At 39.2% G+C, this 17,656-nt stretch carries 14 protein-coding genes and 1 pseudogene; 9 read left to right on the top strand and 6 right to left on the bottom strand.

Translation table 11 applies throughout. The features are described from left to right. Nucleotides 1-3: 3 nt before the first annotated feature. On the bottom strand, nucleotides 4-1,677 hold the full coding sequence (locus C1A06_RS03680) for a glycosyltransferase family protein (RefSeq protein WP_101688891.1): 1,674 nt from the start codon (nucleotides 1,675-1,677) through the stop codon (nucleotides 4-6). Nucleotides 1,678-1,865: 188 nt separating this feature from the next. Between C1A06_RS03680 and C1A06_RS03675 the strand changes: the two genes are divergently transcribed. Then, nucleotides 1,866-2,147 (top strand): hypothetical protein, encoded by a 282-nt coding sequence (locus C1A06_RS03675; protein WP_101688890.1) that lies wholly within the window; start codon nucleotides 1,866-1,868, stop codon nucleotides 2,145-2,147. A 10-nt stretch (nucleotides 2,148-2,157) separates the two neighbouring features. Continuing rightward, nucleotides 2,158-2,697 carry a 1-acyl-sn-glycerol-3-phosphate acyltransferase gene (locus C1A06_RS03670; protein WP_101688889.1) on the top strand — a complete coding sequence of 180 codons (540 nt, stop codon included), beginning with the start codon at nucleotides 2,158-2,160 and terminating at the stop codon, nucleotides 2,695-2,697. A gap of 5 nt (nucleotides 2,698-2,702) precedes the next feature. Here C1A06_RS03670 and C1A06_RS03665 read toward each other — a convergent pair whose 3' ends face one another. Both C1A06_RS03665 and C1A06_RS03660 read right to left on the bottom strand, forming a co-directional pair. Continuing rightward, on the bottom strand, nucleotides 2,703-3,923 hold the full coding sequence (locus C1A06_RS03665; RefSeq protein ID WP_101688888.1) for an HD domain-containing protein: 1,221 nt from the start codon (nucleotides 3,921-3,923) through the stop codon (nucleotides 2,703-2,705). Nucleotides 3,924-4,085: 162 nt separating this feature from the next. Then, nucleotides 4,086-4,427, bottom strand: a complete 342-nt coding sequence (locus C1A06_RS03660) for a hypothetical protein (RefSeq protein ID WP_159461380.1) — start codon at nucleotides 4,425-4,427, stop codon at nucleotides 4,086-4,088. Between the two features lie 320 nt (nucleotides 4,428-4,747). Here C1A06_RS03660 and C1A06_RS03655 point away from each other — a divergent pair, with 320 nt between their 5' ends. Continuing rightward, nucleotides 4,748-5,218 carry a YbaK/EbsC family protein gene (locus C1A06_RS03655; protein ID WP_101688886.1) on the top strand — a complete coding sequence of 157 codons (471 nt, stop codon included), beginning with the start codon at nucleotides 4,748-4,750 and terminating at the stop codon, nucleotides 5,216-5,218. Between the two features lie 29 nt (nucleotides 5,219-5,247). On the opposite strand, the gene C1A06_RS03650 is transcribed toward C1A06_RS03655, so the two are convergent. Continuing rightward, entirely contained in the window at nucleotides 5,248-6,069 is an 822-nt protein-coding gene (locus C1A06_RS03650; RefSeq protein WP_101688885.1) for a tetratricopeptide repeat protein, read from the bottom strand. Between the two features lie 831 nt (nucleotides 6,070-6,900). Between C1A06_RS03650 and C1A06_RS03645 the strand changes: the two genes are divergently transcribed. From C1A06_RS03645 to C1A06_RS03630, 4 genes are all read left to right on the top strand, one after another. Beyond that, the gene (locus tag C1A06_RS03645; RefSeq protein WP_101688884.1) at nucleotides 6,901-8,466 is read left to right on the top strand and encodes a type I restriction-modification system subunit M; all 1,566 of its coding nucleotides are present in this window, start codon (nucleotides 6,901-6,903) and stop codon (nucleotides 8,464-8,466) included. Between the two features lie 17 nt (nucleotides 8,467-8,483). Continuing rightward, complete coding sequence (locus C1A06_RS03640) at nucleotides 8,484-9,722, top strand: restriction endonuclease subunit S (RefSeq protein ID WP_159461379.1); 1,239 nt, start codon at nucleotides 8,484-8,486, stop codon at nucleotides 9,720-9,722. Between the two features lie 23 nt (nucleotides 9,723-9,745). Further along, nucleotides 9,746-12,595 carry a type I restriction endonuclease subunit R gene (locus C1A06_RS03635; protein WP_101688882.1) on the top strand — a complete coding sequence of 950 codons (2,850 nt, stop codon included), beginning with the start codon at nucleotides 9,746-9,748 and terminating at the stop codon, nucleotides 12,593-12,595. 752 nt (nucleotides 12,596-13,347) lie between these two features. After that, complete coding sequence (locus tag C1A06_RS03630; RefSeq protein ID WP_101688881.1) at nucleotides 13,348-14,310, top strand: hypothetical protein; 963 nt, start codon at nucleotides 13,348-13,350, stop codon at nucleotides 14,308-14,310. Nucleotides 14,311-14,456: 146 nt separating this feature from the next. Here C1A06_RS03630 and C1A06_RS03625 read toward each other — a convergent pair whose 3' ends face one another. Further along, nucleotides 14,457-16,136 carry a hypothetical protein gene (locus tag C1A06_RS03625; RefSeq protein ID WP_101688880.1) on the bottom strand — a complete coding sequence of 560 codons (1,680 nt, stop codon included), beginning with the start codon at nucleotides 16,134-16,136 and terminating at the stop codon, nucleotides 14,457-14,459. Between the two features lie 24 nt (nucleotides 16,137-16,160). Between C1A06_RS03625 and C1A06_RS03620 the strand changes: the two genes are divergently transcribed. Both C1A06_RS03620 and C1A06_RS15040 read left to right on the top strand, forming a co-directional pair. After that, nucleotides 16,161-16,679 carry a hypothetical protein gene (locus C1A06_RS03620; protein WP_101688879.1) on the top strand — a complete coding sequence of 173 codons (519 nt, stop codon included), beginning with the start codon at nucleotides 16,161-16,163 and terminating at the stop codon, nucleotides 16,677-16,679. A 33-nt stretch (nucleotides 16,680-16,712) separates the two neighbouring features. Next, complete coding sequence (locus tag C1A06_RS15040; RefSeq protein ID WP_159461378.1) at nucleotides 16,713-17,372, top strand: PepSY-like domain-containing protein; 660 nt, start codon at nucleotides 16,713-16,715, stop codon at nucleotides 17,370-17,372. A 12-nt stretch (nucleotides 17,373-17,384) separates the two neighbouring features. On the opposite strand, the pseudogene C1A06_RS15425 reads toward C1A06_RS15040, so the two are convergent. Beyond that, nucleotides 17,385-17,525 (bottom strand): annotated as a pseudogene (locus tag C1A06_RS15425) (hypothetical protein); the annotation flags it as partial. Between the last annotated feature and the right edge of the window lie 131 nt (nucleotides 17,526-17,656).

Below are 17,656 nucleotides of genomic sequence, written 5' to 3'. Positions count from 1 at the left end.
TTACTAATATCTAATGTTAATATTCTTCCTTTCCAGCGATTTCACTATAGCCTCAGAGTATGCCTCATCGTAATATACGTAAAAGTCTTCCCACCCTGAGCGATTTGCTCTGTCAAGTGCTGCTTGTCTTAAGATTTTCTCTTCTTTACTACTTTTAGTAGTCATTTCAAATACACGATTGCAGATATCTTCTGCTACTTCTATGAAGTTGTAGTCATCTCTTTGTATTACTTCAATTCCGTCATGCATGCCTGGTTCGTCTCCCATTTGGCGCATCCACATCCCAAATCCGGCCAAGCTTGTTGTGATAGTCGGTACCGAAAAAGCAATACTTTCGTGCGGAGTGTATCCCCATGGCTCGTAGTACGAAGGGAATACTGTAATATCCATTCCTATAAGCAGATCGTAATATGTTTTGTTAAATATACCGTCATTACCATTTAGGTACGAAGGTACAAATATTATTTTAACTCGGTTGCTTTTTGGGTTGTTGTGGAGGTTAAGATATGATAACTGATTGAGTACAGAATCATGGTTCATATTCTTCAACCAGTGGGTTATATTAGGGTGGGGCAGGGCATCTACAATATTGTTCTTGCCGTTAATTCTGTCCGATAAATCTTTTCTAGCTTCGTCAACCCATGCGGGTACCATAATGAATGCAACTACGTCCTTGTTGAGTTGTTTGATGCGATTAAGTCTGCTTAGTGCATCAATAAATACATCAATTCCTTTGTTGCGATATTCATAACGTCCGCTTGTTGCTACTAGTACAGCATCTTCTTCCAATTCATATCCGAATAGTTTCTGAGCAACACCGATAAGAGATTTTCTGGCCTCATTACGTTTTTTAGTGTACTGAGCTCCTTTCGGGACAAAGTCTTTCTCGAATCCGTTGGGCGTTACTATTGGATTGCGACCTAAAAGGAATTTACATTCTCTGCCCGTAATAGCACTTACTGTCGTGAAACTATCGGCTTGTAGTGCTGCTGCTTTTTCTACTGAATGTTTTGCTACTACATTCAATTCACGTGCCATTTGGTTCCCATCATATTCTGATAAATAATTATAAAGCGGTTTCCCATTGCCGGCGATAGAACGTCCGATTGTTGTGGCATGTGTTGTGAATACGGTAGCAATGCGTGGTAAATGGCTCTTGATATATAATAATCCCATTCCTAGCATCCATTCGTCAAAATGAGCTATAACTTGCTTTTCTTCTAATTTGAAAAATTTATAAAAGCTGCTAATAACTAATCCTGTAGAGTAGGCAAACATACATGATTCGTCGTAATCGCCGTATGCATTCAGTGAATCGACTCCAAATTTTTCCCACATTTCTCCATATATCGTATTCTTCAGAACAAATAAATCTGAAAAATCAACCAGTATAGCTATTGGTTTTCCGGGAACATCCCATCTTCCGACTTTTATTTTTAAATGATCTTTCGAACGTGCTGCATCAGCCCAGTCGGCAAGTAATGAAGAGTCTTCAATAAACCAAGGATTGGTATTGTCTTTCCATACATCAGGTCCAATAAATATGACTTTGTCCTGATGCTTCTCTTGCATTGATTTGGCTTTTGTTGATAATACTGTGTAGATTCCTCCTACTTTGTTACATACTTCCCAGCTTGCTTCGAATATATAATCTGGTGTAAAATTCTTCTTTGACATCTATTAATATAAATTTCCAAGTTTGTACTGTTGTATAATATCAATATATACGAACGACTAGTTAAAAGTTTGGTATAAGGGGCAATTTTAGCTCTTTTTGCCTATCTTTACCATCTATAAAGATAAAAAAAAACGAACAAAGTTACATAATAAAAACTTAGGTAACCATTAATAATTGATAAATAGCTATGAGTAGCAGAAGATTACTGAAAAAAGAGATAGATAAAACAATGGAATTGCTATATGCTGATTGCATATTGTACCAAGTGTATGTGGTAGGTGCAGATCGTGCTGCAGCTGATGAAATAATCAAAAAGCTACCGGTTCTGCATAGCGAATTCATTGGTCGTGCTAACGTCTCTGAAGGGAAAGAAGTGAAAGGTAGAGCTCGCATGTATTTCAAAAAATTAAGAGCAGATTTTAAAACTAGAGTTGACGAAATAGGCAAAGAAATAGAAGCCTTGCCTTAAATATTAGCGAATGAAATTTATTTGTAAGTCCATCCTTAATCTGATAGGGTGGAAAGTTATAGGACAGACTGATTATCCATTGAAATGTGTAATCTGTGTTGCTCCCCATACTAGTAATTTTGACCTTCTGATAGGTCTGATCGTAAATACTTCGTTAGGACGAAAATCATACTTTCTGATGAAGAAAGAATGGTTCTTTTTTCCGTTAGGTCCTATTTTTAGAGCCTTGGGCGGAATACCCGTAGACCGTTCCAAAAAATCATCGTTGACCGAGCAAATTGCAGAAGAATTCTCGAAACGTGAGAAGTTTCAGATCGCTATCACTCCCGAGGCTACTCGCAAGCCTAACTCCGACTGGAAAAAAGGTTTTTACTACATAGCTCTTGAGGCTAAAGTACCGGTAGTAGTTGCTGCAATAGATTACAAACTGAAAGTGGCCGACTTCAAAAAAGTACTAATCCCTTCGGGTGATGTAGATGCAGATTTGGCGATCATCAAAGAATGCTATAAAGGAGTGACTGCTCGTCATCCCGAGAAATTTGTGATGTAACTAGACTACCTCAGATAACAGAGGTAGTATTTTTCCACTTTCTTAGATAGAAGTTGTATATTGAGCATATCCGAAGCTTCGGATATGTCTTTTATTGTGCCGTCATTGTACATGATGTCTATACTGTCGTCGGCTTCGTTGTACATGTTGGTTGTGACCGAGCCCGTCGAGAATAAGTACGATGCTTCGTGTTTGCTGATACACATCTTGTCTACATATTCTTCGGTGCATTTTTCAAGCTGATCTTGCGTGAATGGTTCTGCCGAAAGTTTAATCTTAAATAGCTTACGATATATCAATCCTTGGCTGAGAGTGGATAGAATCTTGTCTTCGTGATTTGCCCAAACTTTCAGTGCGCACCAGATATCATTATCATCGAGATTGACGAAGTTTGTCAGAACCTCTTCGCGATTGGAGTTGAAGTAGGTTTTATTAATCGTTTGTTTGAAGAAGTACTTCAACGATGGCGAAGCGAATAGATCGACTCCCTGATCGGTAAGTTCTTTGGCGCGAGTCAAAGTCTTGATAAGCATCTTTTCGGCTGCAATGGATGCCTTGTGCAGATATACCTGCCAGTACATCAAACGACGAGCCATCAGAAAATTCTCGATTGAATAGATTCCTTTCGATTCTACAACCAAGCGATCGTTGTACAGATCGAGCATCTTGATGATGCGTGCCGATCCAATATTCCCTTCGGTAACTCCGGTGAAAAAGCTGTCGCGACGCAGATAATCTAGGCGATCTACATCCAATTGTCCACTGACCAGCTGATGAAGATATTTCTTCGGGTATTCATCCTTGAAAATGCTTATGGCAAGTTCGAGACCGCCGTCCAACTCTTCGTTCAGTTTCTGCATCAGAGCCAGCGAAAATTCTTCGTGGTGGATTCCGCTTGTTAGCGTATGTTCCAAAACGTGCGAGAATGGCCCGTGACCTATATCGTGCATCAATATGGCAGCCATTGCCCCATTAGCTTCATCGGGAGTGATGTCGTGTCCTTTGAGACGTAGGTTTTTGATAGCTTCGTCCATCAGATACATTGCCCCGATAGAGTGGTGTAGGCGGGTATGTTGCGCTCCGGGGTAAACAAAGGATGCGAGACCTAGTTGTCGGATACGATTCAGCCTTTGCAGCAGTGGATGCTGTATGATTTGGTATAAAAAATCGTTTGGTATATTGATGAATCCGAAAACCGGATCATTGATAATTTTCTTTTTGCTCATTTTCTGGCTCGTTTAGCGAGGTACAAACTTACATAAAATAACTCGAAATAGCGAGTTGTTAAAAAGTAACACTTGTGTACAGTTTTCTGTTGTTTTTTATTTGACCTTTTTCTGGTTTACAGCTTATCTTGTATAGATAAACTTTCCGAATATATCTACATATTAGAATAAATCTTTCCTGAATATATAGTTTACTGCTATGACGACTATAAATCCAATACCTGCACCCATTATATTTCCGAATACGATCATTTTTAATCCGGGGAAGTCGCCTATGCAGTCGTCTGCAAAACAAAGTGCTTCGCCATACAGAAGCAGAAATATATTCATTGATAAGAAAAATACCAGTGTTTTCAAATACCAATTTTTGGATTTGCATAGAATGGGATATTGTGCAAAAACAATTATCAATGCGCATACTAATGCTATGGATAGCATCTTATAAGGAATACCATGTCCTAAATTGAAGAAAATAAGAACTATTGATAGAACGAATGCTATCATAATGAAATTTATCAGAACAAATTTTATGTATTTCCGGATATTCATAATGTACATCAGCTTATTGATTGCAAACATAAACTTTTTTGCCGAGAGTAATGTAAAACAAAAAAAAGTAACACTTGTACACAGTTTTTTGTTGTTTTTCAGAATGTGTGACTTTGCTTGCTTATTATTTTCTGTATAGATAAAGTTTCAGAGATATGTTATTGATTATTCTAAATTTTATGCGAAAGATAATCATTCACATTGTGTGTTACAGTTAAAATCAGAGGAAATGGGTATCTTTATTTTTCAAGAAAACACTAACAAAATCTATTATCATGTCAATTGAAAAAGCTAGAACTTATTTAGGCCAATATGGGATTTCTGATCGGATTCAAGAGTTTGAAGTGTCGAGTGCTACTGTCGAACTAGCTGCGAAAGCTTTGAATTGTGAACCTGCAAGAATTGCAAAATCTCTTGCGTTCAGAGTAAAAGATAGTTGTATAATTGTCGTAACAGCTGGTGATGTTAAAATTGATAATTCGAAATATAAAGCGAAGTTTAAGACCAAAGCAAAAATGCTTTCTCCTGCCGAAACGGAAGAGAATATAGGACATGCCGTAGGCGGAGTTTGTCCTTTTGGAGTCAACGAAGATGTTACGATCTATTTGGACCAATCATTAAAAAGATTTGAAACTGTATTCCCTGCTTGTGGAAGCAGCAATAGTGCTATAGAGTTGACTATAGCAGAGCTAGAAAAATATGTTGATTTCGAAGAGTGGGTTGATGTTTCCAGAGGAATCGAGTGATTGCTTGAAAAAACTCATTTAGGAAACCCCTATTTACACAGTTTCAGTAGAGGTTCGATGATATCCTCCTGAGCACCCATTTCCTGAGCCTTAAGAAAATCTTGTTTTGCCGAATATTTATCATATTGAGCTAGTCGTACACGCCCTCTAAGAATATATAGGGTAGGGTAGTCATATCCAAGACTTAGAGCTTTGGATAAATCTTCTAATGTGCGAGCAAGTTTTTTCTGTTGAAAATATGCTTCTGCACGTTGGAAATATAATTCAGCGTTACTTTTATTTTTTGATAAGAGATATGTATATGCTATTTCTGCTTCTTCCCATTGTTCACGGCGTTTCAATAGCATTGCCAAGCCTGATTTTGCATCCAGATTATCGGGATCTTTTGCTAGAATTTTATTGAAATCGGCTTCAGCTTCAAGCAATCCGCCACGCGTAGTGAAAATCAAGGCTCGTCGGTACAGAGCTTCCATATCGTCGGGGTCTTTCGCTAAGATTGAACTATAATCAATTAAGGCATTGTCATAACTTCCCATCTCGCAGTATAAAGCTGCCCGATTGTGCAGTAAGAATGTTGCTTGTGGTGATCTTCCTAATGCAGCATTATACGATATCAAGGCTTCATCCAATTTTCCGAGATTACGCTGATACGTTCCTAAATTGAGTAACAAAGCCGAGTTCATTGGATTGTCTGGCTCCAAGCGCATAGCTTGTTTAAGTGTTAATTCAGCTCCCGTATAATCTTTTGCATCGGCAAAATCGAACGATTTATTGACTAATTCTTCGTAGCTCTGAGCTGATAGATTTGCTCCGACGAATATTGTGATGAGTATAATAAAAATCTTTTTCATATAGATGAATCATTAATCGAGAGCAAAAATACATTTTATAACTATGAGTTTTTCTTAATTCTCGTATTAAAGTTTTGAATTAGTATTAATTAAAACGAAAAAGTGATAAAACTATGTTTTTAAATATAGAATATCTGCTATTAAATAATAATAATGAAATTATGGAATAATGATATTTTTTGTATCTTCGCGCCAGAATGAAAGTCCAGTAGTTCACGTAAGCACACGTGGTGGAATTGGTAGACACGCTACTTTGAGTAACGTGTTTTGGCTACTTTATGGATTGAAAATCAACCACATACAATTTCATCAAAATCGATTTGACATCTTTTTGACAATCACTATTTTTTGATACCCACCCCGTTTTTATGTAAGCCAAGGGTTTCTGTACGGGTCGTAATCCGTCTGGAATGTTGCCGTTTGGAAAATCCAATGTGTGGTGACCCCTTAATCCCAAACAGGTTTGACCCCTGAAAATTATTTAATTTTGTCTCCCAAATATCCTGATGAGTGGGGACATTTTTATTTTAGTAAACCATCCTTAGGCGGTTCTTTATTTCGTTCATCCAGTTTTCTTTTCCTTTCCCACAATCTGTATTATGGAATTACACAAAATCTATCTTGGCATACATTTCAATGGGTGTCATTTTTATTTTGGATAGAAGGGGCAACCTTATTTTAGAACAAGGGGCAAATTCGTTTGGTTTACGGGGGCAATCTGAACTGGATTTTCCAATTGCTTATTCTCTTTTTTTATTACAATTTGTATTCGTTTGAACTGATTTGAATTTTGTATCTTTGATCTCTAAAATTAATAACTGCCTTACAAGAATGTCTGAAGATCAAAAAAAACAGCTTGAGCAGCAGCTCTGGAATATAGCAAATACACTACGCGGAAAGATGGATGCCGATGAGTTCCGCGATTATATATTAGGTTTCATTTTCTTTAAATACCTGTCGGAGAAGCAATACTTGTATGCCAACAACGAATTATTGGTTGGCGAGGAAGTAGAAGACTATCGTCTGGTAACCGATCCCGAAACAATAGACGTAATCCGCGAAGAATCACTCGAAAAACTGGGCTATTTCCTGCCGCCCGAAGACTTGTTTAGCAATATAGCCAAACGAGGCAATGGCGACAAGTCGGGGAAAAGCAATTTCATCCTTGACGATCTGCAACGAATACTCAACGATATACAAAACAGTACGATGGGTACTGAAAGCGAAGACGATTTTATCAATCTCTTCGAAGACTTAGACCTGAACTCCACCAAACTTGGACGTACTACCGAAGCCCGTAACGATATTATCGTGCGTGTGCTGACGCATTTGGATGCGATCGACTTCGAACTGTCGAACAGCGAATCGGATGTATTGGGCGATGCTTACGAGTATATGATCGGAAAATTTGCATCGGGAGCTGGCAAGAAAGCAGGCGAATTCTATACACCACAACAGGTATCGAAAGTGCTGGCTAAGCTGGTGACAACGGGCAAAAAACGCATCCTAAACGTCTATGATCCGACTTGCGGATCGGGCTCGCTGCTGTTGCGTGTGGGTAAAGAAGTGGAAGTATCGGAATACTGCGGACAGGAAATGAACCGTACCACCTACAACTTGGCTCGTATGAACATGATTCTGCACGGAGTGCATTATAGCAAGTTCAACCTGAAGCAAGACGATACGCTCGAAAATCCTTTGCACAAAGATCAGCAGTTCGAGGCGATTGTTGCCAATCCGCCGTTCTCGGCAAAATGGAAAGGCGACGATAATCCACTGAATGCACAAGACGAACGTTTCAGCCGATACGGACGTGTAGCACCCAAAAGTGCTGCCGACTATGCTTTTGTGCAACATATGCTCTATCAGCTTGCCGAAAATGGCACGATGGCGTGCATCCTGCCACACGGCGTGCTGTTCCGTGGAGGTGCAGAAGCTGTGATTCGCGAATACATCATCAAGGATATGAATGCACTGGATGCGGTGATCGGGCTTCCTGCCAATCTGTTTTACGGGACATCTATCCCTACGTGTATATTGGTGATGAAGAAATGCCGCACTTCGCCCAACGATGTGTTGTTTATAGATGCCAGCAAAGACTTCGACAAAGAGGGTACGCAAAACGTACTGACCGACGAACACGTGGACAAGATTGTGAGTGCCTACCGCCAACGCATCAATATAGATCGATACAGCTATGTGGCAACGATGGACGAGATAGCCGAAAACGACTACAATCTGAATATTCCGCGCTATGTGGATACCTTCGAAGCCGAACCGCGTGTAGATATTGCACAAGTGGCTAAGGAGATAAAAGAAATAGACCTACAGCTATCGGATGCCGACAAGCAGATTGCCGACTTTTGCCGACAACTGGGTATAGATGCACCATTCTAATGAGCGAGGAGAAAACAATGAAGAATACAGAACAGAAAATACCTGCATTGCGTTTTCCTGAGTTTTCGGGCGAATGGGAAGAGAAAAGATTGAGAGATATTATTATTTCTCAAAAGCTTGGGGGAAATTATACAAATACAGAAGCTTCCAATAATAATCCTTTAATTAAGATGGGAAATCTAGACAGAGGATTTATTAAGCTAGATAAAATAGAATATATAAAGGACGGTGAGATAATCGATGAGAATGATCTTCTCAAGTATGGAGACTTATTATTTAATACTCGTAATACTCTTGAGCTAGTTGGTAAAGTCGCAATATGGAAGGGTGAATTAGATAGAGCTTATTACAATTCAAATATATTAAGATTAGAATTTGAAAACAATTTCTTCATGAATGCTCTTTTTAATACTTCTTTGGGGTTGAAAGCATTAAGAAGACTAGCAACAGGAACGACTAGTGTAGCTGCAATATATACTAATGACTTAATCAAATTAGAGGTGCTATTGCCCTCACTTCCCGAACAGCAAAAAATAGCTGATTTTCTATCGGCAATAGACAAGCGATTGCAGCTATTGAAAGACAAGAAAACAAAGCTAGAAGAATATAAACGTGGAGTGATGCAACGCATCTTTTCGCAGGAACTTCGCTTCACTCGTACCGATGGCTCTGCTTATCCCGATTGGGTGGAGAAAAGGTTGGAGGAGGTTTTATTTGAGCATAAATCTAGAAATTCAAAACTTGAAGTTGATGAAGTCTTTTCTGTTGCAAAAGAAAAAGGTGTAATAAATCAGATAGAACATCTAGGACGTTCATACGCCGCAGATGATATTAGCAATTATAAGGTTGTTTATCCCTTTGATATAATATATACGAAAAGTCCTACAAGTGGCTTCCCTTTTGGGATAATTAAACAAAACAAAACAAATAGAACAGGAGTTGTATCTACACTTTATGGAGTTTTTAGACCAACCAATAAATTTCTAGGTTACTATCTGGATGCTTATTTTTCTTCAGAAATAAGAACTTATAATTATTTAGTTCCATTGGTACAAAAAGGTGCAAAGAATACAATGAATATAAATAATGAAACATTTTTGAATGGTGCAAGTATATCCTTGCCTTCATCTGAAGACGAACAACGCCAAATAGCCGATTTCTTGTCGGCTATCGACGATAAAATCTCATTACTTAGCAAGCAAATCGCATCTACCGAGCAATACAAAAAAGGATTGCTTCAGCAGATGTTTGTGTAAAGACTGATAAAAACCTAAATACTATGACCAACATACAGACCGAAGCACAAATGGAAACCGAGTTGGTAAAACAGCTCGAACAGCTGGGATATCAGTACGTCACCATTGCCAACGAGGCTGATTTACTAGCCAATTTTAAGCTTCAGCTCGAAAGACATAACAAAATAGCACCCTTGTCCGATCGCGAGTTCGATCAGATACTCAACAAGCTGCAAAAAGGCAGCATCTTTGACAAAGCCAAGACGCTTCGTCAGAAAATGGATTATACGCGCGACGACAATACCGTAGGCTATATTGATCTGATTGATATGTTCGATTTTTGTCAGAACACTTATCAGGTAACCAATCAGGTGACCATCGACGGCAAATATCAGAATCGTTACGATGTTACTATCCTTATCAACGGTTTGCCTTTGGTTCAGATCGAGTTGAAACGTCGCGGCTTGGAGTTGAAAGAAGCTTTCAATCAGACCAACCGTTACGAGCGTCATAGCTATGGGGCAGGGTATGGGCTGTTTCAGTACATCCAACTCTTTGTTATCAGCAACGGAGTCAATACAAAATACTATGCCAATAGCAAGATCAGCGCCCGCAGTTTCGAGCAGACTTTCTATTGGACTGACACACTGAACAATCAAATAACGCAGCTCAAAGACTTTACTTATCAGTTTCTCGACACTTGCCACTTGTCGAAGATGATAACCAAATACATCGTTCTCAACGAGTCTACTGATACGCTGATGGTGCTTCGCCCCTATCAGTATTATGCCGTGGAGGAGATAGTGAAACGTGTCAAAGAGAGTGACGAAAACGGCTATATCTGGCATACTACGGGTAGCGGAAAGACGCTCACTTCGTTCAAGACGAGCCAGATAATCACTTCCATCCCCGATATTGCAAAAGTTGTTTTCGTAGTCGATCGTAAAGACTTGGATTATCAGACTGTCAAGGAGTTCAACAGTTTCAGCAAAGGTAGCATCGACGGTACGAACAATACACAAGCGTTGGTCAAGCAGTTCAAAGATCCCGATCCGCAAAAGAAACTGATCGTAACCACTATTCAGAAGCTCGATATAGCTATCAGCGGTTCACGCTATGCCAAAGTTATGGAGCGTTTCCGCGACGAGAAAGTCGTCTTTATCTTCGACGAATGTCATCGCAGCCAGTTTGGCGAAACACACCGACGCATCCGCAACTTCTTCCCTAAAGCTCAGTTATTTGGCTTTACGGGTACACCTATTTTCCCTAAAAATGCAGTCAAGAATGCACTAGGCAAACGTACCACAGAAGAACTTTTTGACAAGTGCTTGCATAAATATGTGATAACCGATGCGATACGAGATAATAACGTCCTCAAATTCTCGGTAGAATATTACAGCACTTACAAGAAGAAAGACAATATACAAGACGAAGAGGTTCAGGCAATAGATACCGCCGAAGTATTGAACGATCCCCGTCGTCTGGAGAATAATGTAGATTATATTTTAGCCAACCACAACCGTAAAACACATTCTCGTCAGTTTACCGCTATGATGTGCGTTTCTTCTGTGCCGATGCTGATTCAGTATTACGAGCTTTTCAAGAAAAAGCAGCAAGAGGGCAAACATAATCTTCGTGTGGCTACTATTTTCTCTTTTCAGGCCAATGAGGAGGACAAAGAAGCCAACGGAATGGGAACAGTCGATCTGGACGACGAGTTTATGGAAGAAGAAGTGGCAGTGCCATATGCACACTCACGTGAGAAGCTGGATGAGTATATCGGCGATTATAACAAGATGTTTGGTACAAACTTCAGTACCAATATATTCTACGATTATTATAAAGATATAGCCAAGAAAGTAAAATCTCAGCAAGTGGATATCTTGCTTGTTGTCAATATGTTCTTGACAGGATTCGACAGCAAGACACTCAATACGCTCTATGTGGATAAGAACCTGAAATATCACGGTTTGATTCAAGCATATTCACGTACCAACAGAATATTGAATGCCGTCAAATCGCAAGGTAACATTGTTTGTTTCCGCAATCTCAAAGCAGAAACTGATGCAGCTATTGAACTCTTTGCCAACAAAGAGGCTCAAAGCATTATCATCATGCCACCTTACGAAGACTTTGTCCGTGAGTTTAACCTTGCTTTAGTCGATTTTTACGAACTTGTACCAACGGCTGATAGTGTATCTTCACTTGCAGACGAAGATACTCAGATTGCTTTTGTAAAGAGTTATCGCTTGTTGATGCGACTGATGAATAAATTGGAATGTTTCTCGCAATTCACGTTCACCGATCTGGATATCGAAAAACAGACTTACGAAGACTATAAGAGCAAGTACCTTGATCTGTATGAAGATATAAAAGTCGATCGGGAGAAGCCTGATAAAGTATCCATATTGAACGATATTAACTTCGAACTGGAGCTTATTCATCGCGACGAGATCAATGTAGCTTATATTCTGACTTTGCTCGGTCGTTTGCGTGAAAGTTCGGATGAAGAGCAAGCTACTATTCGCAAGTCGTTGATGGATTCATTGACCAATACACCATCTATGCGTAGTAAGCGCGAACTGATAGAGAAATTTATCAATGAGAATTTATTACACCTGACTGATGAAGATGATTTGGAAAGCAAGTTCTTCGAATTCTGGGATGAAGAGAAGTTGAAAGCTCTAAACAAGTTGTCGAAAGAGGAAGAATTGAAGGAAGATAAGCTTCAGTCTGTTATCAGTGACTATCTGTATACAGGTCGAACACCTCTCCGTGATGATCTGGTAGAAACAATGAAAACCCGTCCAGCTCTGAAAGAACGCAAATCGAAAGCTGAAAAAATACTGGCAAAGATAAAAGATTATGTAGATAAATTCATAGAAGGTTTTTGATGAATAGGGTGGGATGTATGTATATAATTTTCTCTATTCTTGAATTGAAATACAGAATTTGTGGCGTTTGAACCCACTTTCCCCGATAAATAAATTTATACTTTGAAAATAACTATTCATGATATTTATGAATGAGTAATATATATACTGTTTTTTTATATGTTTTACTTTTATGAAAAATAGAACAATGAAGAGTTTGATTATCAATCATTAAAATAGGTAGATGTAGCTATTGATAAAAAAATAACGGGGAGGGTACTTCCTCTGGAGCGAAATCCATACGTGCGATTTGACCAGATTTCCCAAGTCCGACTTTTTCTGGATAGGTTATTATAAAACTACTTTTTTCTAATTCTGATTTTCCGGCGGGGGTGATTTTTCCAAGTCCGGCTTTTCCAGCTTTTCAATGATTTAAAATAAAGGCTCTCTGTGGCGTTTTAAGATAGCTGAACAATCTTCGCTCCCAGAACGCAATAAAAGTGTCTAAAACGTGTCTCAAAATCGCTCTACAAGCACTTATTGGTCAAAGGAATATGCTATCATTTCTGGCTGTCAATTGCAGCACTTCTGAAACATGTGATATGTTAAGCCGAATTATCTTCCAGTTCTTATGTCGTTAAAAGCGAAGCTGTAAGTGGTTGGTAAAAGTGACCGCTCCCAAAGCACATATAATTCACAAATAACATTATTTTTGTAGTATGCGCCGCAGAAACGTCTGGAGGTGGACTATGAAATAAAAACCGATCAAACTTATGAGCCAAAAAATAAGCGATAGCAACGTGATTGCTAAAACAATCGAGCACGTAAAGCTGTTACTGAAATCATCAATAGGGCTAAATGAAATCGATGAACTAGCCATCAAACAGCTTTGTCACCAGTTATTCAACGAGCGATTTAACTTCGCCGCAAAATCAGTCAAGAACCCTATAAAGCTCACGTTTGGGGAATTTAAAGAGTGGTTGTATTCATTATCGCCGAGTAATGGCGATGTGGTCACGTATGAGTGTGAAGAGGGCACTGGAAAGGTTGTAGTGATTGTTTATTTTGTAGGAATAAACGAGATCAGATCCGGAGCAACTTTGTATTCAGACGGAATCCTCGTCACAAACTACCTGTCTTTTCCGATCAGCGGGTATCGAGAGTCAACAGAAACCGAAGTGAAGTCAATTCACAAAGCTTTATCAAGAGCTGGTCTGGAGTGGAGTTATGAATACAGCAAAGCAGTTGAAAAGTTTATGCCACTGAACGGCAACTATGTTTGTGTAACGTTTCCTGACGGTTCGGAAGGGGCTGGAGTTTTTAGTCATATTATTGATTACAACGTTATTATGTATTGCTTTAAAAAAGGTGACGATCCAGTTCGGTATAGCTATGAAATCAATATCGGATTATCCGATGAGCTTCAGTTTAGGGTGCTTAGTTCAGTTGAGAAAAAATCTCTTTTAGATGAACTGGATAGGGCTGGCAAGTCATGGAACCCGTATGTGAAACGGATTGAAGACAATAATCTCCGAGTCCCGAAAGGTGATCCGTATTACTTCATCAATGATCGTTTTTATGTCATCAAAGTGCATGAAACGCTTTCAACACTGGACAACAGGAGATACGCTAGCGGAAATTATTTTAAGACAAAAGAAGATGGCATGGAAGCCCTATCACGAGCAATCCATGCCATCAAAACTTTTCACGCAGAACCTAACAAGGGTGTTGTGTGATTGTATAAACCAGCGAGTGATTTTAAGCTGTTTTAATCCATTGTTTTATCCAAAACGATCTGTTAGTCCAATCCGAGATCAAAGTGTCTTAAATCAATTGGGAGTAGCCTTGTTTGGCGTTTTACGATCTAATGTTGATCCATGAATTAACGACGTCGCGTCGTTCTTCTTTTTTCACGAGGGAGTGGGATGTATGTATCCGCTTCCTCGTTGCTGTTTGTAACAGGCTCTGTAACGGTCTGGGAACCGATGTTCTTAACAGTGAATTTGTCGGCAGCCCAATCACAATCAAGGCAACAGCTGATATTGTGGAAGTTGCTAATGCCAGTCCCCAGATGGTTGTAACTCTTCAATAAGCAGTTGCAGATTTGCTCTAGCTCCCAGTACTCTAGCACCTTGCCATCAAAAAACTGGAGATATTTAAAGGCTTCAACCAAAGCTGGATTGGCTGGGATGAGTCCTTCCGACGTTAACTTGACTCTTGGGCGTTTAAATCCATCGAGGAGTCTACCGTAGTCAAAATTATCGCTTCTGACCACATTTGCGTTCGATTTAAGCGACTCAAACTCCTTTTCCAGCCTCTCGGTCTCCGCCTCTTTTTTAAGGTCGTAAAACGACTTCCATTTAAGCCGTTTTGCAAATCGGCCGTCAATGTCGTATTCTAACCTGATCATTCCACCAAATCCGTTAAGTATGCTGTACGAGTCGTATTCGTATCCGCTGATAGAAAACAGGCCTATGTCGATCATATCGGTTCTCATGGCCTCTACCATATCCGCGACTAAGAATTCTTCATCTTCTGGGAAGCGTTCGTTAAAACGTTTTACAAGCACGTCATGTTTCTCGAAGTTCTCGAGAGCGATCTCTTCTTCACTGAACGTGTGGTCGAACTGGGAGTGTAGTGCTTCAAACTCTTCGATACGCTCTTCATCTGATTTGATTGTTCTCGGGCTGAAGTATGCGAATACTGTTCTACCTTCCCACTGGAAGTGGGGGAACATCTTTTGGTACTCCTTCTTGCAAAATCTTCGTATCTCAAGAGTCTTGAACATTTCGTAATACTCTTCTTGTTCTTCTGGAGATAAGTCTTGATATTCTCCAAGACCTTTCACAAATGACTCGTATGTTTTCTTGACATACTCTCCGGTTTCTGGATCTGAACATTCAATCACAAGTATTTCATCAACGACAGCTTGAACGAGTTCGTGAAATTCTTTTCCACTCAACTGCTGACCCTCTTCAAGCTCGTTCTTTATTGTCCGGTAGACAAGCTGGCAGTTTGGGTCGTTTAGCTTAGCTTGAGTAAACTCGTTTTTCTCTTTGACGGTGCAGTCCACCCATTCACCAATTAGGTTGTAAGCTGAGACGTATTCGTTTTCTTCTTCTCTTACCTCTTCGTAACGGTCTCCCTCTCTTTTACTATTTCTCAGTTCTGGGAACAAGTTGTCAAAGTTTATTGAAGCGCTAGCTTCCACTTGAGTGTTTTGGTTCTTTTCAAAAAGAACATGAATATGATTTTTTAGAAGACGATTTTCGACCTCGATTTCAGAGTAACTTTGATTAATTTCTTTTATTTTATTATTTATATTATTTACTGTGCCCAAATATTGTGCATTTTCACTGCTGATGCTCAAAATTTGTGCACTTTCGTTATTGTTGCCCAAAAATTGTGCACTTTGGTCAGAATTGCACAAAATTTGTGCATTTTCGCCGGAACACAACATGACCTTAGGCTCTTCATCAATTTTGCCCAAAATTTGTGCATTTTCTTCAAAATCCACAGCTCCGTCAATCTTTTCAGAATTGGCATGCAATATTTGTATCATAAAAAATATAAATATTATGTGATTATGAAGAAGATTATAACTGTTTTATGTACAATAGCCTTGTTGCTATCATGTCAATCGGTGGTAGCGCAGCCAAAGCCTGTTATTTCTACGAAGTATTCGAATGAGAAAATTCAAGAAATGATTTCTTCTTTCAAGAATGGATATAGTCAGGATGCAACAGCACCAGCAAGTTTAGTTTCTAAATTTAATCTGGATTTTCCGAATGCAAAAGATATAGACTGGGAAGCAGTTGCCGATATTTATGAAGTAGAGTTTGAAATTGGACGAGTTGACTATAAAGCCTTTTATAAAGGAACAGATTTACTTATGTATACTCGTGATATTCAAGTGTCAGAATTGCCGGCTGTCGTGAAAAATACGGCTATATCTAAATATCCAGACTATGATTTTGAAGATATAGAAGAAATAAATATAGGAACTGATCTTATTTATAAGGTTGAACTTGAGCATCATAAAAAGGAAGTGACAATGAAAATAAAATATGATGGGACAATTCTTAAAGAAAAATTTGATAGATAAATTAATTACAAACAAAATTTAAAGGCAATAGACATGAAAAAATTATTTATGACTTTAACTCTGTTGGGTTTTATATTCTCATTTGTGGCATGTAGCGATGATGATGATAAAAAAGCAACATACGGCGACCTTCCAACTAAAGCACAAACATTTTTAGAAACTCATTTTGGAGGAAATAGTGGTATTTTGAATATAACAAAAGATAATGATAGCTATGATGTTATCTATGATAAATTCAAAATTGAGTTTGATTTAGATGGGGAGTGGGATAGTATAGATGGAACTATCAATAGACAATCAAATGCAATACCTTCTACTGTAATAGCTCTTATCCCGAGCACGATAGCAGAATATGTAGCTGTAAATCAGGCCAAGCAAGGCATCGGTAGGCTTTTTCTCTGCACCCACGAACTCTTTGATAGCCACCCGCATATTATCATAGACCATCACATCGGGAACGCCATGTACTTGGGCGAAGAAGTTACGGTGAGATTCCATGAAGGCCAGCGTATCCTGATGACGAAAGAGCCAGGCATAACGTCCATTACTGTGGCTGAAGGTAAAGACAGCCATATACAGTCGTTGGAGCTTCCCTCCAAGATAAAGCTTAACTTCGCCCCAGTCGAACTCACAAGCTTCTCCCGGCGGATAATAACCCCGAACAAAAGCCTCACTGCTTTGATCCTTCTTTAAACTATTGGACTCTTTGATGTATTTACAAACGCCCGAGTAGCTGACTTTAAAACCTTTATCAAGAACGAACTCGTAAATATCCTTACCCAGCATACATTGCTTTTTAAGACCAATAGAGCGCTTCTGTATGTTCTTCTGAAGACAATCGTCAATAAGGTCTTTGAGAACACCTGTGATAACTCTGCGACTACGCCCGGAACTGTTGTAACGAGGAGCACAACTAAGGAGTGTTTCCAGAGAAGATTCCCGATCGGAGCTCTCTAAGGTAGCTTCATACTCCGCAA

This window comes from Dysgonomonas massiliensis (assembly GCF_900240225.1).
Taxonomy (GTDB): domain Bacteria; phylum Bacteroidota; class Bacteroidia; order Bacteroidales; family Dysgonomonadaceae; genus Dysgonomonas; species Dysgonomonas massiliensis.
Note: the sequence above shows the minus strand (reverse complement) of the source record. Positions and strands in the feature narration are given on the sequence as shown.

Bases quoted from the DNA above. Each gene is read 5' to 3' on its own strand.
- C1A06_RS03665 (WP_101688888.1), bottom strand. From the start codon at position 3,923: ATGAGCAAAAAGAAAATTATCAATGATCCGGTTTTCGGATTCATCAAT.
- C1A06_RS03640 (WP_159461379.1), top strand. From the start codon at position 8,484: ATGAAGAATACAGAACAGAAAATACCTGCATTGCGTTTTCCTGAGTTT.
- C1A06_RS03630 (WP_101688881.1), top strand. From the start codon at position 13,348: ATGAGCCAAAAAATAAGCGATAGCAACGTGATTGCTAAAACAATCGAG.
- C1A06_RS03625 (WP_101688880.1), bottom strand. From the start codon at position 16,136: ATGATACAAATATTGCATGCCAATTCTGAAAAGATTGACGGAGCTGTG.
- C1A06_RS03680 (WP_101688891.1), bottom strand. From the start codon at position 1,677: ATGTCAAAGAAGAATTTTACACCAGATTATATATTCGAAGCAAGCTGG.
- C1A06_RS03620 (WP_101688879.1), top strand. From the start codon at position 16,161: ATGAAGAAGATTATAACTGTTTTATGTACAATAGCCTTGTTGCTATCA.
- C1A06_RS03635 (WP_101688882.1), top strand. From the start codon at position 9,746: ATGACCAACATACAGACCGAAGCACAAATGGAAACCGAGTTGGTAAAA.
- C1A06_RS03645 (WP_101688884.1), top strand. From the start codon at position 6,901: ATGTCTGAAGATCAAAAAAAACAGCTTGAGCAGCAGCTCTGGAATATA.
- C1A06_RS03660 (WP_159461380.1), bottom strand. From the start codon at position 4,427: ATGATAGCATTCGTTCTATCAATAGTTCTTATTTTCTTCAATTTAGGA.
- C1A06_RS03655 (WP_101688886.1), top strand. From the start codon at position 4,748: ATGTCAATTGAAAAAGCTAGAACTTATTTAGGCCAATATGGGATTTCT.
- C1A06_RS03675 (WP_101688890.1), top strand. From the start codon at position 1,866: ATGAGTAGCAGAAGATTACTGAAAAAAGAGATAGATAAAACAATGGAA.
- C1A06_RS03670 (WP_101688889.1), top strand. From the start codon at position 2,158: ATGAAATTTATTTGTAAGTCCATCCTTAATCTGATAGGGTGGAAAGTT.
- C1A06_RS03650 (WP_101688885.1), bottom strand. From the start codon at position 6,069: ATGAAAAAGATTTTTATTATACTCATCACAATATTCGTCGGAGCAAAT.
- C1A06_RS15040 (WP_159461378.1), top strand. From the start codon at position 16,713: ATGAAAAAATTATTTATGACTTTAACTCTGTTGGGTTTTATATTCTCA.